The sequence below is a fragment of the Escherichia sp. E2661 genome (genome assembly GCF_004745185.1).
GTDB lineage: Bacteria > Pseudomonadota > Gammaproteobacteria > Enterobacterales > Enterobacteriaceae > Escherichia.
This window is the reverse complement of the sequence record NZ_PDIG01000011.1, coordinates 54,531-66,445: the sequence shown is the minus strand read 5'-3', so window position 1 is coordinate 66,445 and position 11,915 is coordinate 54,531. Positions and strand designations below refer to the sequence as shown.

Sequence of the window (11,915 nt, the reverse complement as noted above, 5' to 3'; positions counted from 1 at the left end):
TAAAAAAGATCCGTTTGGTTATTAGAGCGATGCTGAACCATCAATATTGCCGCCATAGTCATTGATGGCTTTGTAGACAATTTTTCCTGATGACACGCTACCCGCCAGCCCGGTAACGGCGAAATTAGCCTGACCAAAAGGCGCGATCATGCTGGAGTCCACGGTGTAGGTTTTGCCGCCGCTTTCCAGAGTGATATCGTTGAATGAAACGTAGTAAGGCGTTGGGTTATTTACCTGTACCTGTGCGTTGCTTAACTTCCACGTCAGTTTTGCTGGCGCTTCGGCTGGTTCACCCTGTAAGCCACTGGGGCGATAAAAGAGTTTGATGCGGGTACGGAAAGCCAGTTGTAATAAGTTTTTGTCAGACTCCGCATCTTTTGGCTTAGGCGGTACTTCCAGTACGTTAAACCAGAAAACACTTTCTCTGTCCGCAGGAAGCGCGGTAGCCCCGGTAAACATCACTTTTACCGTTTGCCCGCGTTTGGGTTCGATTCGTGAAACTGGCGGCGTGGCTGTAAATGGAACTTTAATCTGGCCAGGATCGGCATTGTCATCGCCTGTATCCAGCCAGTTTTGAATTAATAAAGGGCGATTTCCTTTGTTTTCCAGGCGAACGTTAACATCTTTTTTATCAGCGTTATAAATGATACGCGTACCAGAAATAATAATATCGGCAAATGCAGGAGTACTGGCTAAGAGAGTACTCATAAATAATGCACTAACGGTTTTTTTTACGAAGGGAAACATAAGCACTCCTTGCCTCGGTGTAGGTATATACAGAAGAGAAAATAAGGTTTGCCACCAGGCAAACCTTATACTCAGATAACGTACTATTACTGATAAGTAATGGTGTACAGGGCGTTAGTGGTAACGTGACCTGCAGTAACGCCCTGGCTGTTCGGCGCTTTTACATAGGAAGCATTGAACTTGTACTGACCATCACCTTCTGAATCTAAATTCAGCAGGTGTTTTTCAGCGGAGTTGTTCATGTTAACCAGTTTGGTGTCTGCGCTACCATCCTGTTTTTGCATATTATGCACAGCAATATTGACGTTCTGGGCCGGTTGGATACCGTTAACCGTCACGTTCATATTGTTATTAAGCGTACCGCTGGTATTTGCGTAGCTGGCAGAGCCCATGGTTAAAGCTGCGACATTGACAGTACCCGGTGCACAATCAACAGAAATCATAAATGCTTTAGGCAGCAAACCAACGCTGTTTGCGCTTACTTCTGTAAACGTATCGCTGACGTTAGCAGTATCCAGCGTAACTACGCCATCGGTAGTGATGCTGTGTTTGCCTTCATCAACAACACCGACTTTACAGGTTCCGGACTGTACCAGACCGTTAAAGTCGATATGACCACCATCGACAGCCAGTGCAGAGCCTGAAGTGAAAACCAGAGTGGCCGCGAGAAGTGCTTTTTTCATTACATGTATCCTTACAAAAAATAATGGGAAATTAATATTGCGAGCGGATACTACTCAAAAACATTGGAGGATGTAATAGTAGATAAATTATCATTAATATGAATATATTTTTATAGATTATTGAATTGTCGCTTTTGTATGCTTATTTAAACCAAAAAGTCCTAAATTATTTACGAAAGCCATTGTTTGTTGTATGTATTTAAAATATCTAAAATGTAAATTAAGAATATTTAATGCGTAAGCAACGATGTGAGGAGTAAGATTAGGAAATAATTTAATTGTAGATAATAGTATATCCGTATCATTTTGATTTACTTTCGTCAAGAAAACAAAATAATACAGTGCAGCAATTACCAGATGGCAGGTTGTGGGGCTGCTAGTTTGGTGAGTATGTCGTGTAATGTTTCGCCATCTGGAAACGTTAATTCCGGCGCAATCTCAAACAGCGGCCACAGCATAAATCCACGATTTTTCATATCATAGTGCGGAACGGTGAGTCGTTCGGTATTAATTGTTTCATTACCAAATAACATAATGTCGAGGTCCAGCGTGCGTGGTCCCCAGCGTTCAGCTTTGCGGACGCGACCTTGCTGCAATTCAATACGCTGTGTGTGATTGAGGAGCTCTTCAGGTGCAAGAGCGGTTTCCAGCGCCACGGCTGCGTTTAAGTAATCGGGTTGATCTTGCGGTCCTAGCGGTGGGGTGCGGTAAAACGAGGAGACGGTGAGGATATGGCTTGCGGGGATGTTGCTTAAAGCGTTCACGGCAGCATTGACCTGCTCCAGCGGAGAGGCCAGATTGCTGCCTATGGCAATATACGCCACCGTCATGCGGTACCCTCGCGACGCGGCGCGCGTTTGCGCGGACGGCGAGTACGGCGGCGCGGTGTTGGATCTTCATCCAGCTCGTTGAGCATCCCTTTTTGGTCTGGTGGCGCAGAAACCTGGAACTCACCCCACCATTTCGCCAGACGTTGCAGCTCGGCGTTGCGTTCCACTTCAGCACGCAGAGCCAGCAGGTCGTAGGCGGCGCGGAATTTCGGATGCTCCAGCAGTTTCCATGCACGTTTGCCCTGACGACGGGACATACGCAGCTGCAACTGCCAGATATCGCGAGTTAGCGTAGTCAGACGTTTCGGGATCGCCAGTGAACGGCAGGCTTCGTCCAGCACATCGTTCATCGCCAGCGCGAAAGCGTCGTGATAGGTCAGGCCGCTTTCCTGAGCAATTTTCTGCGCTGTTTCCAGCAGTGGATACCAGAACATGGCGGCAAACAAAAACGCCGGGTTAACGCGCATATCGTTATGAATGCGCGTATCGGTATTCTTCAGTACCTGCTCAATGATCCGCTCCATTGGGCTGTCGCCATTTTCCGTGAAGTAACGGGTAATGGTCGGGAACAGCGGCTGGAACAGATTATATTCACACAACAGTTTATAGGTTTCGTAACCGTAGCCCGCTTGCAACAGTTTAAGAGACTCTTCAAACAGGCGTGCTGGCGGAATATCGTTGAGCAGAGTAGCAAGGCGTGGGATCGGCTCGGCAGTTTCTGGGCTGATGCGCATCCCCAGTTTCGCGGCAAAACGTACTGCGCGCAGCATACGTACCGGATCTTCACGGTAGCGCGTTTCCGGGTTCCCAATCAGGCGGATAACACCGTCTTTCAGATCCTGCATGCCACCAACGTAATCACGGACGGTAAAATCCGCGACGCTGTAATACAGACTATTAATAGTGAAATCGCGGCGCTGGGCGTCTTCTTCGATGGAACCGAAAATGTTGTCGCGTAGCAACATGCCGTTTTGCCCGCGCTGAGAAGTCGTGCGGTCGCTGACGTTGCCTTCGTGGTGACCACGGAAGGTGGCGACTTCGATAATTTCCGGGCCAAACATCACATGAGCCAGACGGAAACGGCGACCTACCAGGCGGCAATTACGGAACAGTTTGCGCACTTGCTCAGGCGTGGCGTTGGTGGTCACGTCAAAATCTTTCGGCTTTTTGCCAAGTAACAGGTCGCGTACGCCGCCGCCAACCAGCCAGGCTTCGTATCCCGCTTTATTGAGCCTGTACATTACCTTCAGGGCATTTTCACTGATATCTTTGCGGGAAATAGCATGCTGCTCGCGCGGGATCACCGTCACCTGTGGACGGGCGACTGCCTGTTCAGCTTCGCTCTCCTCGCGGCTCAACACCTTGCGGCAAAAATTAGCGACTCGGGTAAAAATAATACACCTCGGTAGTGTCAAACATCATTCAGGACAAAAAAATAGCGGCTAATCATAGCTCAGCATGACGCATTTGAGAATGTTGAATTTACAATTGCCGACTCTGGCACGGCGGTCAGCGTCCAGTTTTTGACGGCTGACTGAAGGATTTGTTCTACGCTGTAATCCTGCCAGTGCGCTTCTGCCTGCTGACCCAGAAAATGAAGTGCCGCGATTAACACCGGGCGCGGATCGCCTTTCGGTAACGCAGGCGCATGATTCTGCTTGGAAAGTTTAGCGCCTTGTTCGTTTAGCGCCAGCGGTAAATGAATGTAATCTGGCACCTGCCAGCCAAAAAGCTGGTACAGCGAGATTTGCCGCACTGTCGGTTCAATTAAATCTGCCCCACGAACAATTTCTGTGACGCCCTGGAAGTGATCATCGACCACCACCGCCAGGTTATAGGCAAACAAACCATCACGACGATGAATAATAAAATCTTCTCGTGCCAGTTTTTCGTCGGCGTGAATAATTCCGCGTAGTTGATCAGTAAACTGCGTGACCGGATACAACTGCCGAATACGCACAGCCGCGTTGTCTGGTCCATGATGCAATGCTCGGCAATGACCGTCGTAAATACCGCCAATGCTTTGAATACGCGCACGCGTGCAGGTGCAGTAATAACTTAGCTCTTGCTCATGTAACCAGGCGAGTGCTTCGCGATAGGCGTCGTGACGTTGGGATTGCCAAAGAACATCGCCGTCCCAATGCAGGCCGTAATGTTCCAGCTGGCGCAGGATAGTTTCTGCGGCACCGGGAACTTCACGAGGCGGGTCGATATCTTCAATGCGTACCAGCCAGCGACCTTGCCGGGCGCGAGCCTGCAAATAGCTGCCAAGCGCGGCAATCAGAGAACCAAAATGAAGCTCGCCGGAAGGAGAGGGGGCGAAGCGACCAATATACTGTGTGTCTGTCATCTCTTTGAACAAAAAATAAGGCGGGAGTATTTCCCGCCTGTGGTAAACGTGATGGAACGGCTGTAATTAGCCAGCCATCTGTTTTTCGCGAATTTCAGCCAGCGTTTTGCAGTCGATGCACAGATCGGCTGTCGGGCGCGCTTCCAGACGACGAATACCAATTTCAACACCGCAAGATTCGCAGTAGCCGAAATCTTCGTCTTCCACTTTTTTCAGCGTCTTCTCGATCTTTTTGATCAGCTTACGCTCGCGATCGCGGTTACGCAGTTCGAGGCTGAACTCTTCTTCCTGGGCTGCACGGTCTACCGGGTCCGGGAAGTTGGCTGCTTCATCCTGCATATGTGTAACGGTGCGATCGACTTCATCCCTGAGTTGATTACGCCATGCTTCCAGAATACGACGGAAGTGCGCCAGCTGGGCTTCGTTCATATACTCTTCGCCCGGCTTCTCCTGATATGGCTCCACCCCAGCGATGGCGAGAATACTCAGGGACGATGTTTTACGGTTTTGCCCTTCTTGCATGTTGCTTCTCCTTAACACGCACTATCGATCCCCATGTTCGGGGGAAAAATGAGGCCGCTATAAATAGCAGATGCTTTTCCGGATAGCAATTATCTAAACGTAACACTTGACAACTGTGTGAGGAAAAGCGTATTTGCGCACGCGACCAGAATGTAAATTAACCAGTTACTTACACTACTACAATGTAACAGGCAGTGATTTTTTAAGAGCCATACCTTCAGCAGAAAGTTCCGCTTTATAAGCCAGAATTTCTACTCCCCTCTGTTGTGCTTCTGACAATAGTTGCGCGTATTTCTCATCGATGTGGCGCGCGGGTGAAAACCGTGTAATGGCTGAATGCAGTACAGCGAAAAAAATCACCGCACGTTGGCCTTCAGCCGCTACGCTCATCAACTCCCGAAGATGTTTCTGCCCACGTTGGGTAACGGCATCGGGAAAGTAACCTTGCTCATTTTCCGCTAACGTAACCGATTTCACTTCAATATAGCAGTCAGGTCGAAACCTCGCCTGTAACATGAGGTCAATACGACTGCGCTCGGCACCGTATTTTACTTCGCTTTTCAGCGAGCTATAGCCTGATAGCTCCGAAATTTCCCCATTAAGGATAGCCTCTTTCGTCAATCTATTCGCCCAAAGCGTATTAACGCAAATAAATGCGCCGCTTTGGCTTTGGGTTAATTCCCAGGTGTGCGGGTATTTCCGTTTTGTATTGTCGGAAGTCGAATACCAGACGGTATCGCCAGGCGTTGCACAACCGGTCATCGCGCCAGTGTTGGGGCAGTGTAGCGTCAATTCACGACCATCAGGTGTGATCACATCGGCTAAAAAGCGTTTATAACGCTGAATTAGCGTGGCGCGCTGTAAAGGAGGAGAAAATTCCATTATGACAATCCTTGTTATTGCGTCAGCGTCCAGCGTTTGAGCGGTGTGTAACGTGTACGCCCACGGGCAAACGAGGAAGCATAAAGAGTGAACTCCTTCACCTCATATGACCAATTAAAACCAGGCGGTGGGATTGTTACCGCCTCGCTGGCGTCGCGCAATAAGGTGATATGTGGATGAAATGGTCGATTGCTTTGAAAACAACCACTGCGTGCTGCCTGAGAACGAAGCATATTCGCCAGTTGGATTAAGCCGCGCGGCGGCTGGCGCATACCCAACCATACCACGCGTGAACGCAGCCACTGACCTGCGTCATCAAGCGTGAGTGTAAAACCGGGTTGACGAATTCGCCCGGCCAGCAGTGAGAGCGCCTTCTCTTTGTCTGCGCTTACTTCGCCTAAAAACGCCAACGTCAGATGCAAATTCTCAGCAGCAACCGGGCGGCCCGCTTCAGGTGGAAACTGTGCGGCGCGCCAGTGAATAATCTGTTCGCGGATTTCAGCAGGTAGGTCAATGGCAAAGAACAGCCGTTGCGGTTCAGACATGTCAGGCACTCGGTTATGAATTACCGCGATGCTACAATGAGGCGCGAAGAATGTTAACCCTCTGGAGCGTTTTGTGTCGTCGTTACCCGTTGCAGCCGTCTTACCTGAATTATTTGCCGCCCTCGATTATGCGCCTCAGGTGTTATTAAGTGCGCCGACCGGAGCCGGAAAATCGACCTGGCTACCGCTGCAACTTCTGGCGCATTCAGGGATTCACGGGAAAATCATCCTGCTGGAGCCACGTCGACTGGCGGCGCGTAACGTTGCGCAACGCCTGGCGGAGCTGCTGAACGAAAAGCCTGGCGACACAGTTGGCTACCGGATGCGTGCGCAAAACTGCGTCGGGCCGAATACTCGTCTGGAAGTGGTCACCGAAGGCGTGTTGACGCGCATGATCCAGCGCGACCCGGAACTGAACGGCGTGGGGCTGGTGATCCTCGATGAATTTCATGAACGCAGTTTGCAGGCGGATTTGGCGCTGGCGTTGTTACTCGATGTGCAACAAGGTCTGCGCGATGACTTAAAGCTGCTGATTATGTCGGCTACGCTGGATAACGATCGCTTGCAGCAGATGCTGCCAGAAGCGCCCGTTGTTGTTTCTGAAGGGCGCTCGTATCCGGTGGAACGCCGCTATTTGCCGTTGCCTGCACACCAACGCTTTGACGAAGCAGTAGCTGCCGCTACCGCCGAATTGCTGCGCCAGGAAACTGGGTCATTACTGTTATTTTTACCTGGCGTCGGAGAAATTCAGCGCGTGCAGGAACAACTGGCGTCACGCATCGGCAGTGATGTGTTGCTCTGCCCACTGTATGGGGCGTTGCCGCTGAACGATCAGCGAAAAGCTATCCTCCCTGCGCCGCAAGGAATGCGCAAAGTGGTGCTGGCGACCAACATCGCTGAAACCAGTCTAACCATCGAAGGTATCCGTCTGGTGGTGGATTGCGCCCAGGAAAGGGTTGCGCGCTTTGATCCGCGTACGGGTCTTACTCGGTTGATCACTCAGCGCGTTAGTCAGGCGTCGATGACGCAACGTGCCGGGCGCGCCGGGCGTCTGGAGCCAGGTATTTGCCTGCATTTAATCGCTAAAGAGCAGGCGGAACGCGCCGCAGCGCAAAGTGAACCGGAGATCTTACAAAGCGATCTCTCCGGTTTGTTGATGGAATTACTGCAATGGGGATGTAGCGATCCGGCACAGATGAACTGGCTGGATCACCCGCCAGCGGTGAATCTACTGGCGGCGAAACGCCTGTTACAAATGCTGGGGGCGCTGGACGGTGAACGGCTTAGTGCGCAAGGGCAAAAAATGGCGGCGCTGGGTAACGATCCGCGTTTAGCGGCAATGCTGGTGAGTGCGAAGAGCGACGATGAAGCGGCTACCGCCGCAAAAATTGCCGCCATACTCGAAGAACCGCCACGGATGGGTAATGGCGATCTTGGCGTGGCGTTCTCGCGTAATCAACCAGCCTGGCAGCAACGTAGTCAGCAACTGTTGAAACGCTTAAACGTCCGCGGCGGTGAGGAGGACAGTTCGCTTATTGCGCCGCTACTTGCCGGGGCGTTTGCCGATCGTATTGCTCGTCGGCGTGGGCAAGATGGTCGCTATCAACTGGCGAACGGCATGGGGGCGATGCTGGATGCCGACGACGCGTTAAACCGCCACGAATGGCTGATCGCACCGTTATTATTGCAGGGCAGCGCCTCGCCGGATGCGCGGATTTTGCTGGCGCTGCCGGTCGATATTGATACGTTAGTAGAACGTTGCCCGCAACTGGTGCAGCAGTCTGACACTGTGGAGTGGGACGACGCTCAAGGCACGCTGAAAGCCTGGCGTCGGCTGCAAATTGGCCAGCTCACGGTAAAAGTGCAGCCACTAGCGAAACCTTCGGAAGAAGAATTACATCAGGCGATGCTTAACGGTATACGCGATAAAGGATTAAACGTCCTCAACTGGACGCCAGAAGCGGAACAGCTACGCCTGCGTTTACTGTGCGCTGCGAAGTGGTTACCAGAGTATGACTGGCCAGCGGTCGATGACGCGAGTTTATTGGCGACGCTTGAAACGTGGTTGTTGCCGCATATGAGCGGCGTACATTCGCTACGTGGCCTGAAATCAGTCGATATTTACCAGGCGCTGCATGGATTACTCGATTGGGGAATGCAGCAACGTCTGGTGAGTTCCCTGCCTGCGCATTACACTGTGCCGACGGGAAGTCGGATCGCCATTCGTTATCATGAAGATAACCCGCCTGCGCTGGCAGTAAGAATGCAGGAGATGTTTGGCGAAGCCACCAATCCGACAATCGCCCAGGGACGTGTGCCGCTGGTGCTGGAGTTACTTTCACCCGCCCAAAGGCCGCTGCAAATCACCCGTGATTTGGGGGCCTTCTGGAAAGGGGCGTATCGTGAGGTGCAAAAGGAGATGAAAGGGCGTTATCCCAAACACGTCTGGCCGGACGACCCGGCGAATACCGCACCAACGCGGCGGACGAAAAAGTATTCGTAAGGTTGGTAAACGGGCATAGGGGCAATGTGCGCGCTGATGCCCTCACCCCGGCCCTCTCCCACAGGGAGAGGGAGAAAAGCATTTTGAGAGATATCTTCTTCTGTATTGCAACAGATGAACAGAAAATCGGGCTTTTGCGCCTGAATATTGCGGAGAAAAAGCATGGCCGGGAATGACCGCGAGCCAATTGGACGCAAAGGGAAACCGACGCGTCCAGTCAAACAAAAGGTAAGCCGTCGTCGTTACGAAGACGACGATGATTACGACGATTATGATGACTATGAGGACGAAGAACCGATGCCGCGCAAAGGAAAGGGCAAAGGAAAAGGGCGTAAGCCTCGTGGCAAACGCGGCTGGTTATGGTTGCTGCTAAAACTGGCTATCGTTTTTGCCGTGCTGATCGCCATTTACGGCGTTTATCTCGATCAAAAAATTCGTAGCCGTATTGATGGCAAGGTCTGGCAGTTGCCAGCAGCGGTCTATGGCCGAATGGTTAACCTTGAACCAGATATGACCATCAGCAAGAACGAGATGGTGAAACTGCTGGAGGCGACCCAGTATCGTCAGGTGTCGAAGATGACCCGTCCTGGCGAATTTACCGTGCAGGCCAACAGCATTGAAATGATCCGCCGTCCGTTTGATTTCCCGGACAGTAAAGAAGGGCAGGTGCGTGCGCGTCTGACTTTTGATGGTGATCATCTGGCGACCATCGTCAATATGGAGAACAACCGGCAGTTCGGTTTCTTCCGTCTTGATCCGCGCCTGATCACCATGATCTCCTCGCCAAACGGCGAGCAGCGTCTGTTTGTGCCGCGCAGTGGTTTCCCGGACTTGCTGGTAGATACCTTGCTGGCGACAGAAGACCGTCATTTCTACGAGCATGATGGCATCAGCCTCTACTCCATTGGACGTGCGGTGCTGGCGAACCTGACAGCCGGGCGCACGGTGCAGGGGGCGGAGTACACTGACGCAACAGTTAGTGAAAAACCTGTTCCTCTCCAGCGAACGTTCTTACTGGCGTAAAGCGAACGAAGCTACATGGCGCTGATCATGGACGCGCGTTACAGCAAAGATCGCATTCTTGAGCTGTATATGAACGAGGTGTATCTCGGTCAGAGCGGCGACAACGAAATTCGTGGTTTCCCGCTGGCGAGCCTGTACTACTTTGGTCGCCCGGTAGAAGAGTTGAGCCTTGACCAGCAGGCGCTGTTAGTTGGCATGGTGAAAGGCGCGTCGATCTACAACCCGTGGCGTAATCCGAAACTGGCGCTGGAGCGACGTAACCTGGTGCTGCGTTTGCTGCAACAACAGCAGATTATCGACGGCGAACTGTATGAAATGCTGAGTGCGCGACCGCTGGGCGTACAGCCACGCGGCGGAGTCATCTCTCCTCAGCCAGCCTTTATGCAGCTGGTGCGTCAGGAGTTGCAGGCGAAACTGGGCGATAAGGTGAAAGATCTCTCTGGTGTGAAGATCTTCACTACTTTTGACTCAGTGGCCCAGGATGCGGCAGAAAAAGCTGCCGTAGAAGGCATTCCTGCACTGAAGAAACAGCGTAAGTTGAGCGATCTGGAAACGGCGATTGTCGTCGTTGATCGCTTTAGTGGCGAAGTCCGTGCGATGGTCGGGGGGGCTGAACCGCAGTTTGCGGGCTACAACCGTGCGATGCAGGCACGTCGTTCGATTGGTTCACTGGCAAAACCAGCGACTTATCTTACGGCGTTAAGCCAGCCGAAAATCTATCGTCTGAACACGTGGATTGCCGATGCGCCAATCGCGCTGCGTCAGCCGAACGGTCAGGTCTGGTCACCGCAGAACGATGATCGTCGCTATAGTGAAAGCGGCAGAGTGATGCTGGTGGATGCGTTGACCCGTTCGATGAACGTGCCGACGGTGAATCTGGGGATGGCGCTGGGGCTGCCTGCGGTTACGGATACCTGGATCAAACTGGGTGTGCCGAAAGATCAACTGAATCCAGTTCCAGCAATGTTGTTGGGGGCGTTGAACTTAACGCCAATCGAAGTGGCGCAGGCGTTCCAGACTATCGCCAGCGGCGGTAACCGCGCGCCGCTTTCTGCACTGCGTTCGGTAATCGCGGAAGATGGTAAGGTGTTGTATCAGAGCTTCCCGCAGGCGGAACGCGCAGTTCCGGCGCAGGCGGCGTATCTGACGCTGTGGACCATGCAGCAGGTTGTACAACGTGGTACAGGGCGTCAGCTTGGGGCGAAATACCCGAACCTGCATCTGGCAGGGAAAACGGGGACGACCAACAATAACGTTGATACCTGGTTTGCGGGCATTGACGGCAGCACGGTGACCATCACCTGGGTAGGCCGCGATAACAACCAGCCGACTAAGCTGTACGGTGCCAGCGGGGCGATGTCGATTTACCAGCGTTATCTGGCTAATCAGACACCAACGCCGCTGAATCTTGTACCGCCGGAAGATATCGTGGATATGGGCGTGGATTACGACGGTAACTTTGTTTGCAGCGGTGGTATGCGTACTTTGCCGGTATGGACCAGCGATCCGCAATCGCTGTGCCAGCAGAGTGAGGTACGGCAGCAGCCGTCAGGCAATCCGTTTGATCAGTCTTCTCAGCCGCAACAGCCACCTGCTCAACAGCAGCAGAAAGACAGCGACGGCGTGGCAGGCTGGATCAAGGATATGTTTGGTAGTAATTAACGTCTAAGCGTGACATACCGGATGGCGAGTTGCCATCCGGTAAAATAACATCCCACCCAAAGTATTAACCCTTTCTTTTCATCTGGTTGTTTATTAACCCTTCAGGAACGCTCAGATTGCGTACCGCTTGCGAACCCGCTAGCGTTTCGAATATTATCTTATCTTTAT

Annotated in this window: 9 protein-coding genes and 1 pseudogene; 2 read left to right on the top strand and 8 right to left on the bottom strand. The window is 52.2% G+C overall.

The window, feature by feature from the left end; genetic code table 11:
* Positions 1–21: 21 nt before the first annotated feature.
* The 8 genes from CRI63_RS05915 to thpR form a co-directional block, all read right to left on the bottom strand.
* On the bottom strand, positions 22–747 hold the full coding sequence (locus CRI63_RS05915; RefSeq protein ID WP_135518799.1) for a fimbrial chaperone: 726 nt from the start codon (positions 745–747) through the stop codon (positions 22–24).
* Positions 748–833: 86 nt separating this feature from the next.
* Positions 834–1,430: a fimbrial protein gene (locus CRI63_RS05910; protein ID WP_135518797.1), complete on the bottom strand. Its 597-nt coding sequence runs from the start codon at positions 1,428–1,430 to the stop codon at positions 834–836.
* A gap of 350 nt (positions 1,431–1,780) precedes the next feature.
* Entirely contained in the window at positions 1,781–2,260 is a 480-nt protein-coding gene (gene folK / locus CRI63_RS05905; RefSeq protein WP_135518795.1) for a 2-amino-4-hydroxy-6-hydroxymethyldihydropteridine diphosphokinase, read from the bottom strand.
* Positions 2,257–3,654 (bottom strand): polynucleotide adenylyltransferase PcnB, encoded by a 1,398-nt coding sequence (gene pcnB / locus CRI63_RS05900; protein WP_205712856.1) that lies wholly within the window; start codon positions 3,652–3,654, stop codon positions 2,257–2,259. The genes folK and pcnB overlap by 4 nt, the downstream gene beginning before the upstream one ends.
* Positions 3,655–3,713: 59 nt before the next feature.
* A complete protein-coding gene (gene gluQRS / locus CRI63_RS05895; RefSeq protein ID WP_167852304.1) occupies positions 3,714–4,610 on the bottom strand; it encodes a tRNA glutamyl-Q(34) synthetase GluQRS in 897 nt (298 codons plus the stop codon).
* A 66-nt stretch (positions 4,611–4,676) separates the two neighbouring features.
* Complete coding sequence (gene dksA, locus CRI63_RS05890) at positions 4,677–5,132, bottom strand: RNA polymerase-binding protein DksA (RefSeq protein WP_001155227.1); 456 nt, start codon at positions 5,130–5,132, stop codon at positions 4,677–4,679.
* A gap of 177 nt (positions 5,133–5,309) precedes the next feature.
* A complete protein-coding gene (gene sfsA, locus CRI63_RS05885; RefSeq protein WP_130204989.1) occupies positions 5,310–6,014 on the bottom strand; it encodes a DNA/RNA nuclease SfsA in 705 nt (234 codons plus the stop codon).
* A gap of 14 nt (positions 6,015–6,028) precedes the next feature.
* Positions 6,029–6,559, bottom strand: a complete 531-nt coding sequence (thpR, locus tag CRI63_RS05880) for an RNA 2',3'-cyclic phosphodiesterase (RefSeq protein WP_130204991.1) — start codon at positions 6,557–6,559, stop codon at positions 6,029–6,031.
* 73 nt (positions 6,560–6,632) lie between these two features.
* Between thpR and hrpB the strand changes: the two genes are divergently transcribed.
* Positions 6,633–9,062 carry an ATP-dependent helicase HrpB gene (gene hrpB, locus CRI63_RS05875; protein WP_135518791.1) on the top strand — a complete coding sequence of 810 codons (2,430 nt, stop codon included), beginning with the start codon at positions 6,633–6,635 and terminating at the stop codon, positions 9,060–9,062.
* Positions 9,063–9,224: 162 nt separating this feature from the next.
* A pseudogene (mrcB, locus tag CRI63_RS05870) lies at positions 9,225–11,747 on the top strand (bifunctional glycosyl transferase/transpeptidase).
* Positions 11,748–11,915 lie beyond the last annotated feature (168 nt).

What these genes read in the sequence shown, in the direction of transcription:
- CRI63_RS05915 (WP_135518799.1), bottom strand. Translation starts at nt 747, where the DNA reads ATGTTTCCCTTCGTAAAAAAAACCGTTAGTGCATTATTTATGAGTACT.
- CRI63_RS05910 (WP_135518797.1), bottom strand. Translation starts at nt 1,430, where the DNA reads ATGAAAAAAGCACTTCTCGCGGCCACTCTGGTTTTCACTTCAGGCTCT.
- folK (WP_135518795.1), bottom strand. Translation starts at nt 2,260, where the DNA reads ATGACGGTGGCGTATATTGCCATAGGCAGCAATCTGGCCTCTCCGCTG.
- gluQRS (WP_167852304.1), bottom strand. Translation starts at nt 4,610, where the DNA reads ATGACAGACACACAGTATATTGGTCGCTTCGCCCCCTCTCCTTCCGGC.
- dksA (WP_001155227.1), bottom strand. Translation starts at nt 5,132, where the DNA reads ATGCAAGAAGGGCAAAACCGTAAAACATCGTCCCTGAGTATTCTCGCC.
- sfsA (WP_130204989.1), bottom strand. Translation starts at nt 6,014, where the DNA reads ATGGAATTTTCTCCTCCTTTACAGCGCGCCACGCTAATTCAGCGTTAT.
- thpR (WP_130204991.1), bottom strand. Translation starts at nt 6,559, where the DNA reads ATGTCTGAACCGCAACGGCTGTTCTTTGCCATTGACCTACCTGCTGAA.